Source organism: Actinospica durhamensis (assembly GCF_018139695.1).
In the GTDB taxonomy this organism is placed as follows: domain Bacteria; phylum Actinomycetota; class Actinomycetes; order Streptomycetales; family Catenulisporaceae; genus Actinospica; species Actinospica durhamensis.
This window is the reverse complement of the sequence record NZ_JAGSOG010000006.1, coordinates 17,515-33,590: the sequence shown is the minus strand read 5'-3', so window position 1 is coordinate 33,590 and position 16,076 is coordinate 17,515. Positions and strand designations below refer to the sequence as shown.

Sequence of the window (16,076 nt, the reverse complement as noted above, 5' to 3'; positions counted from 1 at the left end):
AGCGGGCACGCGCAACAGCCCCGCGTCAGATCACCGCGGGGCTGTTCTGTGCCGTGTAACCGCTGCTCAGGCCGGTCGGGCCAAGGCGCGGGGCGACGCTCTGGATACTGGTGGGTAAGGAATTCCGGTGCCGGCGGTCACCCGGCGGTCACCCGGCGGTCACCCGGCGGCGACGGGCGTGGGGAGGCGGGCCGGGCTGCCGGGCAGCCAGACGCCGAGCAGTGCGCCGCCGCCCGGTGCGCGGGCCGCGGCGACCCGGCCGCCGTGGTTCTCGGCGATCTGCCGCACGATGGCGAGCCCGAGGCCGGAGCCCGGAGTGGACCTGGCCTCGGGCGAACGGTAGAAGCGCTCGAAGACGTGCGCGAGATCCGGCTCGGCGATACCCGGGCCCTGGTCCGCCACTTGCAGCTGCCCGTCGGCCAGGGTGACGGTGACGGTCCCGTCCTGCGGTGAGAACTTCGCCGCGTTGTCCAGCAGGTTGGTCACCAGGCGTTCGAGCGCCGTGGCGTCGCCGGGCAGGTACCAGGGCTCCAGGCGGAGATCGTAGGTCAGTCCCGGTGCCCGCCGATGCACGCGTTCGGCGGCACGCTCGACGACGTTGCGCAGATCGAGATCTTCGATGGCGTGCTGCTCGTCGCGGGAGAGCTCGACCAGGTCCGAGATCAGGACGGAGAGTTCTTCCATCTGCGCGCGCACGTCGTCGAGGAGCGCGGCCCGTTCCTCGGCGGGCAGGCGGTTGCCGTCCGGAACGGCCGTGGCCTGGGCGAGCAGATCGAGATTCGTGCGCATGGAGGTCAGCGGCGTGCGCAGCTCGTGCCCCGCGTCGGCGACGAGGCGCTTCTGATGTTCCCGCGAGCGGGCGAGGGCCTCCAGCATCGTGTTGAAGTTGCCGGTCAGCCGCGCGATCTCGTCGTCGCCCTTGACCGGCAGGCGCCTGAGGTCGCCGGTTCGGGCGATGTACTCGGTCGCGTGCGAGAGCCGTTCGACCGGTCGCAGAGCCGCGCGCCCGATGGCCAGCCCGGCGGCCGTGGCCAGCCCGATGCCGAGCAGGCCGACGATGATCGAGATCGTGGCGATCGTGTTCAGGCTTGATTCGGTCGGGGCCAGAGAGGTCGAGAAGACCAGCGCCGAGGGCTGCGTGTTGTCCGGTGATTGCGCGCCGTAGACGTTGGGGACGGCGTAGACGCGGTAGTCCACGCCGTCGTAGCTGAAGGTCCGCAGCGACGCGCCCTTCTGCGCGGCGGCGATCTCGACCTCGGGCCGGCTGAACGGAGCCCACACCTGATAGGTGGCCAGGACCTGCCCCGGCTGGCCCTGCGGCCCCAGCCGCTGCAGTTCGAGGTTCTGCGGCCGGTACGAGGAGCCGTCGGCGTAGACCAGCGACTCCTGGTAGCCGGAACCCGCCAGCAGCGTTCTGCCCGCGTCGAGATCGGCCGGTGCGACCATCTCCAGCGGCCACGCCGTGAACACGGTCGCGCGCTGCTCGAGCTGGTCGTCCACCCGGTGCATCACGGCCCTGCTGATCGCCAGATAGCTGATCAGCGCCCCGATCGCCACCGACAGCCCGACCGCCGCCACGACCAGCAGCGTGATCCGTGATCTGAACGAGCGCCGACCGAGCCAACCGCCATCCCTCAGCATGCGCCGAGCCTGAGCCACCGCGCTGAAAGAGGCCTGAGATCATGCCGCGAGAAGCTTAAGGAAGAATATTGATCATCTCTTCGAACGTGACTGGGTTCTCGCCTAGTTCGTCAGGGGCATGACCATGGCGGGGTTCACCGGAGTGCGGTCCGGGTGGCTGCGGCTGACGGCCGTGCCGAGGGCGAAGAACTCGATGGCGTGCTCACCCCACGCCCACGTGCTCTCCTCGACGCTGACCCCGACCACGCCGCCGGCCCCGACCTGGCGTCCCTCGTACTGCATGCGGCTCATCGCCAGTTCGCGCGCGTCGTAGATCGCCTGCGTGTACGACTTCATCTCGGCGTTCACGCCGAAGGTCTGCAGGGACTGGCGGAAGGTGAGGTGCGCGACGTGGTAGACGCAGGTACCCATCACCATCGCCCGCGGAAGCCAGCCGTGCTGCCACAGGGTCCAGAAGTCCTGGCCCGACAGGTGCGAGGTGAACGGGGCGCCGCTCGGCGTCCGGTGCGAAGCACCGTCCCCGGCCTTGATCGCGGTGCCGACCGCCATGAACTCGAGCACCTCGGCGGAGAACGCCAGACGCACCGGCCGGATCCGCACGCCGATCACACCGTCCGCGCCGAGAGCCGCGGCTTCCGCGGTCATCCGGGCCATGGCGAGTTCGCGCGCGGTATACATGGCCTGAGTCAGCACGGGCAGTTCCTGGCTCACGCCCCACCGGGTCGGCTGGATGCCCACGTGGTAGACCGAGGTCCCCATGACCAGGCCGAGCGGTTCGAAGCCGGTCTGGGTGGTCAGGACGAACTCGTTGACCGACAGGTCCGAGGTGAAGAAGCCGTCTGCCGCGCTGCCCTCGAGCCGGGCGCGGGCGGCCTCCGGCACGGCCTGGGGCTGTTGGGACACCGGCATACTCGGCTGCTGGGACATGGTACGCACCCTCCACGCTGACGCTCGCGCATCCGACCGCCGCCGAACGGGGCGGTACGTCTCGACGGTAGCGCAGTAAGCCCCTTCAACAGCGGGAATCCGTCGTGCCGCCGCGGCCTCCGCGCGGGCCCGAGCGCGGGCATCAGCATGCGCAATACGCTGCAGTACCCTTCGAAAGTCGGGGCGTCGAGGGCGCCTTCGGCCAGTAGACCTGTGCGAACCCCGTCCGAGGAGAGATATGCGGCTTACGGTCGTGGCTGCGACCGGTGGCGTCGGCAGCCAGATCCTCGCCCAGGCCGTCGCCGCGGGCCACGAGGTCACAGCCGTGGTACGCAGCCCGGCCAAACTCGCCGATCTGCCCGTGCGCGTAGTTGCGAGCGATCTCGCGGCCGCGGATCCGGCGGCGCTGCGATCGGCGGTCCTCGGGGCCGACGCGGTGCTCTCGGGACTCGGTGCGCGAACCGCCGCCGAGGCGGGCGTCGCCTCGCGGGGAACCCGGGCCCTGCTCGAGGCGATGCAGGCCGCCGGCGTGCGACGCATCGTCGTCGTCAGCGCCGCTTCGGTCGGCACCGTGCCCTCACCCGGCCGCCCGAACCCGCCGCGGCACAATCCCGGCGACGGGTTCTTCATGCGGCACCTCGCGGCTCCACTGGCCAAGGCCGCGTTCCGGCGACACTACGCAGACCTGGCGCTGATGGAGGACGCGCTTCGGGAAAGCGACCTGGACTGGACCGTCGCCCGCCCGCCCCGCCTGCTCAACACGCGCCTGACCGGGACCTACCGAACGGCCTACGAGCAGAACGTCCGCGCCGGCATGTTCATATCCCGCGCCGACGTCGCCCACCTCATGCTCGATGTGCTCGGCCGCCCGGAGACGATCCACCGCGTCATCGGGATCGCCAATTGACGCGGTGGACCCCCGTGCGGTTCGCGTGCATGCGCGCGGCACCCGGGTCGGCCGCGCCCGGCAGCGTAACCGGCTGCTATCCGACCCGCGCGGTCACGCCGGCCGGGTCATCAGGGACTTGATCCGGCCGCGGCAACCGTCCTTCCAGCACCTCGCCCTTGGCCAACCAGGCCACGAAGTCGGCGCCGTCCCTTGTCACGCCCGGATTCGCCCACTCGGGCTCGCGCCCGCCGAAGCCGTCCCGAACGCGGACGGGACCGTCCTTGCCCGCCGTGATGCCGAACCACGTCGTGGTGTTGTTCTCGCGCCGCGCGGAGATCCGGTGGCCGCCTTCGGCCCGCAGGTCGGTGAAGGCCGCGTCGTGCCAGTGCCACGGGACGGCCGGGAACAGGCGGATCACCTCGGTGTCGCGCTTTCCGGGCGTCGGGCTCCAACTCTGCAGCAGCATCTCGTGGACGGCCTGCATGGCCGCGAAATTGCCCTCCAGCGTGAAGGGCCGGTAGGTGAAGTTCGAGAAACCCTCGCCCGACTGGTCGCCGTTGAGGTGGAAGCCGTTGCGCGAGACGAACGCCCGCGTGAAGACGTCGAGGTGGCGGGCGGCTGCTTCTCCGTCGCCGATACGTGCGCGCAGGCAGCTCATCCAGGCCCAGGTATAGCCGCACCATTCCCCGGTGCCCAGCTCGTCCCAGGCCGCGAGCGAGGCGCGAATACGTTCATTGTCGCGCTCGCCGCCATCCACTGAGATCAGGTTGAACGGGTGGATCGCGATCAGGTTGGACAGGTGACGGTGGCTCTCGCGCAGCGGCGTCTCGGCGTCCAGCAGCAACTCACCGTCGGCGGCGACGTGGAAGTCGCCCAGGCCCTCGGCCAGGCGTGCCCACTCGCGCGCCGCGCTCGCGTCGCCCTGCGCTTCGGCCATCTCCGTCAGTGCGAGGAACAGCATCTTCAGGCACATCAGGTCGTAGTTGGTATTGGGCCTGAGCCAAGCCCGCGGGCCGTTGTCGAAGATCTCCGGCGAGGAGGACCTGGGCAGCACCAGGATCCCGTTCGCATCGGGCGAGAGCAGTTGCGCCAGGCATCGGCCCACCTCGGCACACCACGGGTAGGCGCGATCGCGCAGGAACTCCTGGTCTCCGGTATAGCGCCAGTGCAGATAGAACAGGTGGGCGTTCCACGCACTCATCGTCGGAGACATCGAGTACTGACCCCACCCGCCGAGGGGTCGGCCGGACAACGACATCACGCCGGGAGACGCCAGGCCGCCGGTGCCGTAGAAGTCCTTGGCGAAGCTTTGGAACACAGGGGTCAACTTCACCAGGAAGTCGAGGTAGCTCTCACCGGATTCGAAGTTGCCGGCCCCGTGATACGCCATATAGGTCAGCTGGGTGTTGAGATCGTTGTGGTAGTCGCCCTTCCACGGCGGCAGGCCTCCGTCGTCGGCGGTCCAGACGCCCTGCAGCGGCAGCGGCGGCGCGCCCCGGCGCGAGCCTGCGCCGTAGAGGTAGCGGGCGAGCCGGTAGGAACGCCGGATGCGCGGCGACGGTATCTCAAGGGACGACTGCGCCCAGAACTCCTGCCACCAGGCGGCATGCGAGGAAAGGACTTCCGCGTACCCCTCTGCCAGCGCCCGGTCGCACCGGTTGCGGGCCAGCGTCAGAAGATCCTCGCCCGGCGCGCAGTCGTTGGTGGTGGTCACAGCCACGGCGAGCAGGGTCTGCGCACCGCGGCGTCGCTTGGCAACGTAGGCGCAGTACCTGAAACCGTCCGCCGCATCCTGCACGTACCAGTGCGCATCGTCCGTCTGCCCGCGTTCGGCCGGCGGGTAGCCGAGCGCGGCCACCGCACCGCCGCTTCTGGGGCCGGCCCCTCCGCAATCCTCGACGGTGCCGGCCGGCAGCAAGCTGGTTCCCAGCACGGACACGCCGTCAAACCTCAGCAGCGCAACGGGACTGGTCGCACTCACGAGTACCTGTGCCGAAGAGCCGTCATCGAACGCCACCAGGCCTTGGGCGGTGGCGAAGTCCAGCTCGAACGTCTCGATCGTCCGCGCAGGATCGATCTCCAGCTCCAGGCGGCCGACCGGCAGCTTCGTCGGGGTGATGCCGTCGTAGTACTGGCTCCACGGATCCGCGTCGTCCTCGAGACTGTGCCAGGGACGCTCCTTCCACCATTGCGCCTGGCCGGTGGTGCGCTCGTCCCACAGATCCCCGCGGTCCAGCGACAGCCGCAGGGAACTGCCTTCGCCCCACAGCAGGACGCCCATCATCCCGTTGCCGAGCGGAATAGCGTCCTCCCACCGGTTCACGGGAGCGGCGAGGCGGAGGTTGTCCTTCATAATGGTGCTCGCTTTCCGTTCTGGTCGGACACGTCCCGACCGGCTCCCTCACAGGCCGGCCGGGACGCGTCCCGTCAGATCCGCGCCTTCACGCGGATCGGCTCAGTTGATCGTCCACTGCTGCAACGCGGAGCCGGTGTTCGTCTGCTGCGTCACCAGCGCTCCGGCTGAGGTCGAGGCGGTGGTGAGCACAAGTCCGCTGCGCTCGCTCGTGATCGAGTACGCGCCGTTCGCCAGCAGCGACAGCTTCCACAGCTGGTTGGTGCCCGCGTTGCAGGTCCACTGGTCGATCTCCTCGCCCGCGTTCGAGTCGCCGTTGTAGACGTCGACGCAGAGACCGGACTGGACACTGACGATCTCGTACGAGCCGTCGGACTGCTGCTCGAAGGTCCACTTCTGGTTCGGGTTGCCCGTCGGCGTCCAGGTGATGAGCTGGACTCCGGCCGTCGTGCTGCTACCCGGGTCGTCGAGCGCCATGCCGCTGGCGGTCAAGGAGTGAGTCGTGCCGTTGAAGTCGGCGTTGACGGTCCAGCCGAAGGTGCTCGAGCCGCTCGCCGTACCCGAGGCCGCCGTGACGGTGACCTGCCCGGTGCCGGCGCCGGTCGGGGTCCCCGAGATCAGGCCGGACGCGTTGATCGACAGGCCGGCCGGAAGACCGGTCGCCGAGTAGGTCAGGGTCTTGCCGAACGAGTCGGTGCCGGCGATCTGGAGCGAGACGGCCGTACCGACGGTCCCGACCTGCGCGCCGGGGCCGTTGACGGAGACCGTCTCGGTGGCGGCGCCGACCGCGGTGAACGTCAGCGTCTGCTCGGCGGCGGTCCGTCCGCCGCCGACCGAACTGCCGCTGGTGTCCGTCCAGTTGCGCGGCGGGGTCGTCTCGGCGAGCCGGCCGGAGGTCGCCGACAGGCCGATGACCAGGCCGCTGTAGCGGTTGACGAGGCGGTCGGTGCCGTTGCCGGGCGTGCTCGGGATGACGAACCACTCCTGGCCGACGGTCGGCCCGCCGGACCCCTGCGCGGTGACGGTCGGCGCGGTTCCCCAGGCGCGGGTGGCCGTGGAGGTCGAGCCGACGCCGAGCAGCGCGCCGGTGGACACGTCGGCGACGGTGTAGGAGCCGTCGCCCTCGCTGGTGAACTGCCACTGCGCCAGGGTGGAGCTGCCGGCCGAGCTGAGCGAGGTGGTCGCGGAGCTGCCGGAGACCTGGGTGAGGAAGCGCCCGCTCCCGCTGCCGATCGTGTACACCTTGGTCGTGTCGATCGGTGCGGCCGGGGCCGACGAGGCGATGGTCGTGTTCTCGTACAGGCCGCCGGAGCCGTTGTAGCAGGACACCGAGCAGTACGACCGGAACGTCTTGCCGACGATCGTCGAGCTGGTCGCGTTGGCACCGTCGACGAACCAGCGGTACCAGGACTGGTCGGTGTAGCTGCCGGAGTCCCCGATCAGGGTCCACTGCTGCGTCGAGAGGTCGCCGGTCGCGTAGTACTGCTGCGGACCGGTCGTGCTGACCTGCTCCGGCTCGCCGATGTAGAGGCCGAGGTACGCGTCATAGGTGATGTTCATGAGGAACAGCGGCGACTTGGACGGCAGTACGCCGACCGCGATCTGCTGGTCGACGTCGCCGGTGTTCGCCGGGTTGTAGTCGCCGGCGACGGGGGTGTAGCCGTCGGCGTCCACGGACGTCGGCTCCATGTTGCTCTCGAGGCCGCCGATACCGGGCTGCGTCCAGGTGCCGTTGTACCACTTCTGCCAGGTCCCGGTGGCCATCTTGCCGGAGATCGGCGCGCGGGCGACGTGCGCGAGTCCGCCCGTGCTGCCGGCCACGCCGCCCTTGGGCACGATGCGCGATCCGTAGTAGAGGTAGAAGTAGCCTGACGCGGTGTCCACGTACAGCCGCGGGTCGCCGTCGCCGTAGTCGTAGACCGAGTTCGGGAACGCCGTGGTGTCGCCGCGGGTGGTGCTGTACGGCGAGGTGACGGCGTGGCCGAGGATGGTCCAGACCTGGCCCTGGTCGGTGGACTCGGCGTAGTCGATGGAGTCGTAGTGCAGACCGTCGCCGAAGGGGCTGCCGGTGAACTCGTTGTGCACCAGCCCGTACCAGTTCCCGGTGTCCGGGTCGACCCAGGTGCCGACCAGGTCGCAGTAGTCCGACAGCGGGTAGCCGCCGGCCGAGTCGGCGGTGGCGTTGACGCCGGTCGGCCCGTTCTCACAGCGCACGGTGGTGTTGGCGTTGCTGTCGGAGGAGTTGGCCGGGTTCACCGCGTTGTCGAGGGTGGTGTCCGCGGTGGCGGTGTCGAAGTTCGTCCCGGTGTAGAACGACCACTGGTGCGGATCGGTGACCCCGTAGTTGGAGTAGGACTCCTGGTAGTAGAAGGTCCCGTCCTTGTCGATGAAGGGACCGGCCGGGGTGTCGTCGGGGTTGGCGAAGGACCCGGTGGAGCCGACGGTGACCGTGTAGGTGGGGCCGGCCGCCGAGGCGGGGGATGCCGCCAGTGCGCTGGCGGCCAGCGCGAGGGTGACCGCGGCGGCGACCGCGGCCAGGGATGTGGGTGGACGTGACACAGGTACTCCTTCTTGTCAGAACTGCGTGGATGTGCGGTTCAGGACTCCCCGTGGAAAGACCCGCCCCCCGGGCGCGGTGCGCGGGAGGCGGGCCTCGTCTCAGCCTTCCGTCATGCGGAAGTCGTATGCCGCCGGCACCGGTCGCCCGGGGTGTACCGCGGTCCACAGCGCGTCGAGGGAGAGCTCGCCCTCGCGCATGTTGTCCACGCGGATGCCTTCGGCCAGCAGAACTCTGACCCGATCGTCATCCCCCGAGCCGTGCGCGGCCCACGCCTCGGCCAGCCGGATCCGGCCGTGCTCCCGGTCGGCCTGCGCCAGCGCCTCGATCAGCGCCAGCGCCTCGTCGGGACGCTCGGCGCGCAGCAGGGCGTCCAGGGCCTCGATGGTCAACTCCCTGAGGTCCGGGAGCAGACGGTGCGCCTCGGCCGCCAGGTCGGCCGCCTCGCCGGCCGAGCAGGCCAGGAAGGCCAGTGCGCGCAGAGCCCACGGCGTGCGCTGCTCGCCGGCCGAGCGCTTGAACGCGTCGCGGGCGGCGCCCTCGTCCCCGTCGGCCAGCCGCATCAGGCCGAGGTGGTAGAGCGCGTGCCAGTCCTCGGCGCACTCCTCCAGCAGTTCCCGCCACCGCGGCCCGACGACGGGTGCGGCGGGCGGGTCGCAGATCGGCAGGCGGCCGGAGGCGAGCAGGTCCAGCCAGGGGCGCTGGTCTGCGTCGCAGGACCCGAACGGCAGCCCGGGCACCGCCGGCAGCGACCCGGCCTCGATCTCCAGGGCGCCCCATCCGGAACCCTGCGACAACAGCTCGTCGGAGCCGACGAACTCCGAGACCGATGCCAGCGCCGCGTCCAGTTCCCGCGAAGTGACCAGCTCGTCCAAGGCGCTCGCGACGGCGGCTCGCGCCTGATCCCAGCTCCCGTGCACCGCCTCGGAATCGGCCTGCGCCATCCCGTACGCCTCGACCCACGACCACGTCGCACCGCCCGGCATCGGCACGTGCTCCAACTGCGTGCGGGCCAGCCCGGCCTGGATCTCCAGATAGGCCGAATCCGGTCCGGAGAGCCACTCCTGCCAGTGCCGGCCGCCGGTCGCGGTCCCCCAGCAGAAGAGCTTGCGGCCGCGCAGCCGGTCGGTCGAGGCCTGAACGAGCCCTGATCCGGCCGCGTCCAGCGACGCGATCCAGCGGCGCTCGCCGTCCGGGATGTCCAGGAAGTAGTCCGCCGCGCGCGAGACCCGGCCGGGATAGCTGCGGTCGAGGCCGTCGAGGTGCGGGAACCGCACGTACTCCAGGTCGCTGACGTAGTCGAACTCGAACGCGTGCTCGGCCGGGCCGACCACGCGCACGTCCGGGGCCTGCGGCACGGCGATGTTGGTCCACCAGTAGACCGGCGTCTCCTCCGGCGACGGATTGCGCAGGCTCGCGTGGACGTACAGCACGGGCGAGCCGGCCGGGAGCCACGCGTCGATCTGCACGACCATGCGCCGCAGGCGTTCGAACTCGTACATCCGCAGCACCGGCGTGCCGTCCGGCGCGCTCGCCCGGACGGCGTGCAGGGGTTCGCAGGTCAGCGGCCAGTGGCCGGTCGTCCCGAAGTTCCACTCCACGCCTCCGGCCAGCCACGCGTCCCTCAGGGCCAGGTTCGCCGGCTGCAGGATCTCGTTGCGGTGCAATAGTTCCCGGCCGGTGGGCCGGTGGACCAGCGACCACAGGCGTCCGCCGTGGCCGGGCAGGAACGTGGCGGTCAGGATCTCGTTCTCGAGCACCACGGTCGGCAACTCGCGCTCGGTACGCACGCGGTCGTAGTCGCGCTGCCAGGTGTAGGGCGTGAGCGAGTGCGGCCGGCCGTAGACGAGGTTGTGTGACATCTCGGCGTCGACCCCGGCATCCTCGGCCGTATGGGCCGGGAGCCCTTGCAGGATCGGCAGTATTCCGGCAGCCGGATCCGCCGCGCCGGTGATCCGTAGGACGTCGGCGCGGAGTGTGCAGTCGTTCATTTTCCGATTCCCACGGTCATGCCCTGGATGATGCGGGAGCCGAGCCAGGAGAACAGCGCGAGCATCGGGGCGAGGATGATGCAGACGCCGGCGAACAGGACACCCCAGTCTTGGCCGTCGTACTGCTCGGTGGACAGGAAGTTGACCAGGGCCACCGGGAGGGTGATCTTGTCCTGGCTGTGCAGCAGCACGAGGGCGAAGAGCGTCTCGTTCCAGGCGCTGATGATCTGGAGCAGGAACGCGGTGGTGATACCGCCGCGGGCGACCGGGACGATCACGCTCAGGAAGGTGCGGACCGGTCCGGCGCCGTCGAGGACCGCGGCCTCCTCCAGAACGGCCGGGACCCCGGCGAAGAAGCCGGTGAGCAGGTAGACGGTGAAGGGCATGGCCAGGCCGACGTACACCAGGATCAGCCCGTAGAGGCTGTCGGTGAGGTTGACCTTCGACAGGCCGATGAACAGCGGGATCACCAGCACCTGGAGCGGGACGCCCAGGCCGAGGACGAACATCATCGACAGGAAGCTGCTGGTGCGCGTCCGGCGGCGCGCCAGCACGTACGCGCACGGCGAGGCCACCGCGATGACCACGGCCGAGGAGGCGACGGAGGTGAAGACGCTGTTGAGCGCGGCGCGGCCGAAGCCGCCGTCGCTCAGGGCCTTGGCGTAGTTGCCGAACTTCGGACTGCCGGGCAGGCCGAACGGGTGGTTCATGATGTCGCTGTTGCCGCGCAGCGACGAGGTGAAGGTCCACAGCAGCAGGCCGATGTCCAGGATGACGAACAGCCAGACCAGCCAGCCGCCGATCCGGACCGCCGGCCCGGTGCGCCTGCGCCGGCCGCGCCTGCCGCGCGCGGGGATTGCGATGCTCACGAAGGGCTCCTCAGTACTCGATGCGCTCGCGGCGCATCAACCGGCGCAGCAGGATCGTGATGACGGCGACCAGCAGCAGGGCCACCATGGCGGCGGCCGTGGCCAGGCCCAGTTCCGGGGCCGAGGACTGCGGGAAGGCCTCGCCGTACACGTACAGCGCGGTGTTCCAGGAGTCGGCCGGCGGCAGGTTGGAGTTGCTGCCGCCGAAGACCAGGATCAGCTGGAAGATGTTCACCGAGCTGACGGTCCACAGCACCGCGCAGACCGAGATGACCTCCCACGCCATCGGCAGCGTCACGTGCCGGAAGCGCTGCCAGGCGTTGCAGCCGTCCAGTTCCGCGGCCTCGTACAGGTACTGCGGGATCTGGTCGACGCCGGCCATGATGATGGCCGTGTAGAAGCCGGTCGAGGTCCAGATCAGCGTTCCCATGACCATCGGGAAGATGTTCTCGGTCGAGAGCCACTGGGGCGGCGTCTGCCACCCGAGCGCGTGCAGGACCTGGTCGACCGGGCCGGAGGGCGAGAACAGGAACCCGGCCGCGATGCCGAACACCATCGCGTTCACCAGCGTGGGGAAGAACAGCACGGACCGCGCGAACAGCCCGCGGTTCATCTCCCTGAGGATCATGGTCAGCCCGAGGGCGATCACGAAGGTGACCACGCCGCCGACGATCAGGATCTTCAGGGTGTTCGTCAGCGCGGTGTGGAACACCGGGTCGCGCCACAGGATCCGGTAGTTGTTCAGGCCCCGATTGCTCATCGGGCTCAGGCCGTCCCACTTGTAGAAGCTGGTGTAGGCGGCGAAGGCGATGGGGGCGATGAACAGGACGAGGTAGAAGAGCAGGGCGGGCGCGGCGAACGGCCAGAACGTCCGGCGGTGCTGGCGCTCGAGCGGGCCCTCGCTGCGTCTGGCGCGACGCAGCGAGTCCCCCCGTGCCCTGCCGATGCGCGGAGACTGCGTGACTTGCGCTGTCATGAACCGCTCAGCCCTGGGTCTGCCAGTAGGTGACCTGGGCGGACTTCATCGCGGCGATGAACTGCGCGGCGGTGGTCTTGCCGTGCCAGAAGTCCAGGAAGTTCTGGTTGTAGACCTTGTTGTAGTAGTCCGACGGGACGGTGTTGCTGAAGTCCACCCGCAGCGTCGGGGCGTTCAGGGCCTGCTGCACGCTGGCCAGCTCCGCCGGGGCCGGGATGTCGGCGCGCGGCGTGATGTTGTCGGCGACGGTGGAGATCCCGGACAGCTGGCTCTTCTGCATGAAGAACGCGATGAACTGCTCGGCCGCGCTCGCGTTCTTGGCCCGCTTGGGGATGGAGAACCCGAACGTGCCGACGTCCGCCTGGCTGACGCCCGGAGGCAGCATCATGGCCATCTTCCAGGTCGACGGGATCTCCTTGGAGACCTCCGCGGTGACGTAGCTGCCGTCCATGTAGAACCCGGCCTTGCCGTTGGCCCAGTTGGTCTCCTGCGCCGGGTACTTCGTGGCGGTGTAGGTCGGCACGATGTAGCCGCCGGAGACCAGCTGCTCCAGGTCGTTCACCGCGGCGGCGACGCCGGGCGCGTCCCAGGAGGCGCCGGTCTTGTCCGCCGCCAGGGCGGACCAGTTCACCCCGTTGGCCAGCAGCTCGTAGTCGAAGTAGAGGCCGTTGGTCCAGGAGTCCTCGCCCTCGGAGGCGATACAGGGCTCGCCCTTGGCCTTGAGCGCGGCGCACACGGAGATGAACCCGGCCCAGGTGGTCGGCGCGGTCGGCATCGCGGCCTGCATGGCCGGGTCGGCGGCGTTGTAGAAGATCCCCTCGGCCGTGACCTCGTAGGGGATGACGTAGTCGCTGGTGCCGTCGGAGTCCTTGGGCTGCGAGGCCAGGTACTTGGTCGGAATGACGCTGCCGACCGTCACGTTCTCGCCGGGAATCTTCATGGCCAGCACCGAGGACAGGTCCATCGCCTGCCCCTCGGAGCCGAGCGTGCCCAGAACGGTGCCGGCGCTGTCGTCCCACAGGTCAGGGGCCTTGTTCGCGGCGACCGCGGGGCCGATCTCCTTGGACACGTTGCGCCCCGCCCACGTGACGTTCACGGTGATGCCGGTCTTCGCGGTGAAGGCCGTGATCGCCGCCTGCAGAACCTTGGCCTGCGGCTCGTCCTTGCTCCACATCGACCAGTAGGTGAAACTCCCGCCCTTGCCGTCGGAGGAGGATGCACTGCTGGAGCAGGCGGTGACGCCTAGCGCGAGCGCCGCCGCCGTCGCTATGCCCAGGAACCGTGTCGTGGTCTTCGAAGTTCTGCCCGTCATGGGGGGGATCCTTCTTGCTCGGGGGTGGGCGGTGCGGTCGACGAGTGCCGCGCCGCGGGGAGTGGAGCAGGTCGAACGGTGGACTGTGGGTGGACTGTGGACTGCTGGGTCGGAACAGTACGACCCGTTGTACCGGTAAAGCAAGAGGTTCCCAGTAGAAACTTTTGCCCCGGCGGCCGAGACTGGGACGATCAGCCAGGTAGGGCCCAGATAAACCGATCCCAAGCGGCGGGCCGCGCTTGACGAGCCCGATGCTGGGAGCTAACTTTCGGGCAACCTCGTTTTACCGATACAACGCCGCTAAGGAACGCACCCGTGGTGACGATGCAGGACGTGGCCGACCGCGCCGGCGTCACGAAGATGACCGTCTCCAACGTCGTCTCCGGCCGAGCCCGCGTCCGCCCGGAGACGGAGGCCCGCGTCCGCGCGGCCATAGCCGAACTCGGCTACACCCCGAACCTGGTGGCCCGCTCCCTGGCGACCGGCAGCACGATGACGATCGGCCTGTTCGTGCCGACCGTGTGCAGCTGGTTCTACGCCGACATCGTCGAAGAGGTCGAAGACGTCCTCGAAGAGGCCGGCTACCACCTGCTGCTGTGCACCACCCGCCTCGACGGCGAGCGCGCCCGCCGCCACCTGGCCGGCCTCACCAGCCGCTCCGTCGACGGCCTGCTCATCGCCGGCGACCGCGACCTGATCGACCACCTGCCCCTGCTGGCCGACGCCCGCTTCCCGGTGGCCCTGTGCGCCTGGGAGACCGACGCCCCGGACACCCTCCCGGTCGTCACCATCGACTACGAGCACGGCGGCCTGCTCGTCGGCCGCCATCTGCGCGAACTGGGCCACGAGCACGTCGCCGTACTGATGAGCCCGGACCACGTCCCCCGCCTCGAAGGCTTCCGCCGCGCCTTCGCGAAGGACGGCGTGACCGTGCCCGACAGCGCCGTCCACACCGTCCCCGACCCGACCCCGGCCGCCGCCTTCGCCGCGGCAAGCGATCTACTCGCCGCCCACCCCGACCTCACCGCGATCTTCGCCACCTACGACGTCCTCGTCCACGGCGCGATGGAAGCCGTGCTGGCCCAAGGCCGCTCGATTCCGCAGGACGTCTCGGTGGTAGGCCAGGGCGACATCGTCCCCGTCTCGCGCGCGCACCCCTCGCTCACGACGGTGTCCTTCCCCAGGCGTGCGATGGCCCGTCAGGCGGTAGAACTGCTGCTGCGCGGCATCTCCAACGACGAGAGCCCGATCAGCTTCATCCAGATGCTGCGCCCGACACTGATCGTCGGCGAGAGCACCGGGCCGGCGCGCGGGGCTGGGGTCTGAGGGTTCACGGTCGGCTGCCCGCCGAAAAGTTCCGGCACACCCGCTCCGCGATCGATGACATGTCGCCGTGATCCCGTCCTCCGCGCGAATGATCCCCCCGTCACGGGGCCGCTGACGCACGGATTTCGATACTCAGGCCCCGAGCACGGGGCCTCTCGCGTTTTATCCCGGCCCCGCCTCACCTCGACGAGACGGAGCAACGGCGATGAGCCCGCGGCGCACGTACCAAGCCGACGTGCTCGCCCGCCACGCCAGACAGCGCGGCGACCGGGTACGGGCGCTGACCGGCGCCGACGACAACTCGCTCAAGAACGTCCTGGCCGCGCAGGCCGAAGGGGTCGAGGTGCAAGATATGGCCACTACGTGACCGGAGGCTCGACAAGCGAATCCAGCTCGCCGACCACGGCCACCAATTCATAGGCCAACTCCGTGTCGTGCTTCACGATGGCCAGCGCGAGCCACCGACCTGCCTCCGGCCGACACCAGACGAAGGCGTGAAGCGCATAAATGCCCAAGTACGCCAACGGCTCAGGCAGCAGGCCGTCCATCGCGGGCTGAAAGTACCGCTCCAGATCGAGCGTCTCCGGGCCACCCCAACGGACAGCGAGCTGACGCGACAGTTCCTGGCGTCCCTTCTCGACCTCCGCCTCCGCCGCCTCGAACACCTCCGCGGATCGCTCCTCCCAGAACTCCTCGCTGCACTGCAGGATCAGCTCATGATGGCTCGGAGTACTCGAACCAGCCTCATGCCGCTGCATCCGTGTGGGGAACGGCTGGATCAACGCATCCTCGATCGCATCGATCCAGTTCTCCGGACTGAGAAACGGCCAGCGGCCGTCAGATTCGGCAGGCATGTCTATGTGTTCGCCGTCGGCCACTCGACGACGTACTCGATCTCGCCCGCCGCCTTGGCCTCAGCGTATTTCTCGGCTACGAAGCTCTCCCCCCAGCTCGGCCAGAAGGAGATCGCACCCGTCTCCTTGTCGATGACGGTGACACCTCCACCCGGTTCAGCAGGGTGAAGCGGGATGCCGTCCTCGCCCACCGGCGGAGGCGCGGTGATCTTGACGACCGTGAAACAGGAGGCGAATTCGACGACGTGCAACCTGGCCCCCTCGGGCAGGAGGCCCACCTCCGGCACGAGATAGCGTTCGGCGAGCAGACTCGCTTGGGCGAGATCGGCGGGCGCAGGACCATCCGTCGCGTACGCCGACATCTTCCTGTTCTCAGGCATG

12 protein-coding genes and 1 pseudogene are annotated in these 16,076 nt (G+C 69.4%); 3 read left to right on the top strand and 10 right to left on the bottom strand.

Annotated features, from left to right (window positions below; translation table 11 throughout):
* Positions 1-159: 159 nt before the first annotated feature.
* Together KDL01_RS02385 and KDL01_RS02380 are read right to left on the bottom strand one after the other, a co-directional pair.
* Positions 160-1,641 carry a sensor histidine kinase gene (locus KDL01_RS02385; RefSeq protein ID WP_212526624.1) on the bottom strand — a complete coding sequence of 494 codons (1,482 nt, stop codon included), beginning with the start codon at positions 1,639-1,641 and terminating at the stop codon, positions 160-162.
* Between the two features lie 102 nt (positions 1,642-1,743).
* On the bottom strand, positions 1,744-2,568 hold the full coding sequence (locus KDL01_RS02380; protein WP_212526623.1) for a heavy metal-binding domain-containing protein: 825 nt from the start codon (positions 2,566-2,568) through the stop codon (positions 1,744-1,746).
* A 238-nt stretch (positions 2,569-2,806) separates the two neighbouring features.
* Between KDL01_RS02380 and KDL01_RS02375 the strand changes: the two genes are divergently transcribed.
* Positions 2,807-3,475, top strand: a complete 669-nt coding sequence (locus KDL01_RS02375; RefSeq protein WP_246575844.1) for an NAD(P)-dependent oxidoreductase — start codon at positions 2,807-2,809, stop codon at positions 3,473-3,475.
* A 76-nt stretch (positions 3,476-3,551) separates the two neighbouring features.
* Here KDL01_RS02375 and KDL01_RS02370 read toward each other — a convergent pair whose 3' ends face one another.
* The 6 genes from KDL01_RS02370 to KDL01_RS02345 form a co-directional block, all read right to left on the bottom strand.
* Entirely contained in the window at positions 3,552-5,810 is a 2,259-nt protein-coding gene (locus tag KDL01_RS02370) for a glycosyl hydrolase family 95 catalytic domain-containing protein (RefSeq protein ID WP_212526621.1), read from the bottom strand.
* Positions 5,811-5,912: 102 nt separating this feature from the next.
* The gene (locus tag KDL01_RS02365; RefSeq protein ID WP_307846030.1) at positions 5,913-8,369 is read right to left on the bottom strand and encodes an RICIN domain-containing protein; all 2,457 of its coding nucleotides are present in this window, start codon (positions 8,367-8,369) and stop codon (positions 5,913-5,915) included.
* A 99-nt stretch (positions 8,370-8,468) separates the two neighbouring features.
* Positions 8,469-10,358 (bottom strand): DUF5107 domain-containing protein, encoded by a 1,890-nt coding sequence (locus KDL01_RS02360; protein WP_212526620.1) that lies wholly within the window; start codon positions 10,356-10,358, stop codon positions 8,469-8,471.
* Positions 10,355-11,227, bottom strand: coding sequence for a carbohydrate ABC transporter permease (locus tag KDL01_RS42975; protein ID WP_212526619.1), 873 nt, complete (start codon positions 11,225-11,227; stop codon positions 10,355-10,357). Before KDL01_RS42975 ends, KDL01_RS02360 begins: the two co-directional genes overlap by 4 nt.
* Positions 11,228-11,237: 10 nt before the next feature.
* Entirely contained in the window at positions 11,238-12,203 is a 966-nt protein-coding gene (locus tag KDL01_RS02350; protein ID WP_212526618.1) for a carbohydrate ABC transporter permease, read from the bottom strand.
* Between the two features lie 7 nt (positions 12,204-12,210).
* A complete protein-coding gene (locus KDL01_RS02345; protein ID WP_212526617.1) occupies positions 12,211-13,515 on the bottom strand; it encodes an ABC transporter substrate-binding protein in 1,305 nt (434 codons plus the stop codon).
* 324 nt (positions 13,516-13,839) lie between these two features.
* Here KDL01_RS02345 and KDL01_RS02340 point away from each other — a divergent pair, with 324 nt between their 5' ends.
* On the top strand, positions 13,840-14,841 hold the full coding sequence (locus KDL01_RS02340) for a LacI family DNA-binding transcriptional regulator (RefSeq protein WP_246575849.1): 1,002 nt from the start codon (positions 13,840-13,842) through the stop codon (positions 14,839-14,841).
* A 226-nt stretch (positions 14,842-15,067) separates the two neighbouring features.
* Positions 15,068-15,193 (top strand): annotated as a pseudogene (locus KDL01_RS02335) (class I tRNA ligase family protein); the annotation flags it as partial.
* A 7-nt stretch (positions 15,194-15,200) separates the two neighbouring features.
* On the opposite strand, the gene KDL01_RS02330 reads toward KDL01_RS02335, so the two are convergent.
* On the bottom strand, positions 15,201-15,719 hold the full coding sequence (locus tag KDL01_RS02330; protein ID WP_212526614.1) for a hypothetical protein: 519 nt from the start codon (positions 15,717-15,719) through the stop codon (positions 15,201-15,203).
* Positions 15,698-16,075, bottom strand: a complete 378-nt coding sequence (locus tag KDL01_RS02325) for an SUKH-4 family immunity protein (RefSeq protein WP_212526613.1) — start codon at positions 16,073-16,075, stop codon at positions 15,698-15,700. The genes KDL01_RS02330 and KDL01_RS02325 overlap by 22 nt, the downstream gene beginning before the upstream one ends.
* Position 16,076 lies beyond the last annotated feature (1 nt).

Bases quoted from the DNA above. Each gene is read 5' to 3' on its own strand.
- KDL01_RS02370 (WP_212526621.1), bottom strand. From the start codon at position 5,810: ATGAAGGACAACCTCCGCCTCGCCGCTCCCGTGAACCGGTGGGAGGAC.
- KDL01_RS02340 (WP_246575849.1), top strand. From the start codon at position 13,840: ATGCAGGACGTGGCCGACCGCGCCGGCGTCACGAAGATGACCGTCTCC.
- KDL01_RS02385 (WP_212526624.1), bottom strand. From the start codon at position 1,641: ATGCTGAGGGATGGCGGTTGGCTCGGTCGGCGCTCGTTCAGATCACGG.
- KDL01_RS02375 (WP_246575844.1), top strand. From the start codon at position 2,807: ATGCGGCTTACGGTCGTGGCTGCGACCGGTGGCGTCGGCAGCCAGATC.
- KDL01_RS02380 (WP_212526623.1), bottom strand. From the start codon at position 2,568: ATGTCCCAGCAGCCGAGTATGCCGGTGTCCCAACAGCCCCAGGCCGTG.
- KDL01_RS02345 (WP_212526617.1), bottom strand. From the start codon at position 13,515: ATGACGGGCAGAACTTCGAAGACCACGACACGGTTCCTGGGCATAGCG.
- KDL01_RS02325 (WP_212526613.1), bottom strand. From the start codon at position 16,075: ATGCCTGAGAACAGGAAGATGTCGGCGTACGCGACGGATGGTCCTGCG.
- KDL01_RS02360 (WP_212526620.1), bottom strand. From the start codon at position 10,358: ATGAACGACTGCACACTCCGCGCCGACGTCCTACGGATCACCGGCGCG.
- KDL01_RS02350 (WP_212526618.1), bottom strand. From the start codon at position 12,203: ATGACAGCGCAAGTCACGCAGTCTCCGCGCATCGGCAGGGCACGGGGG.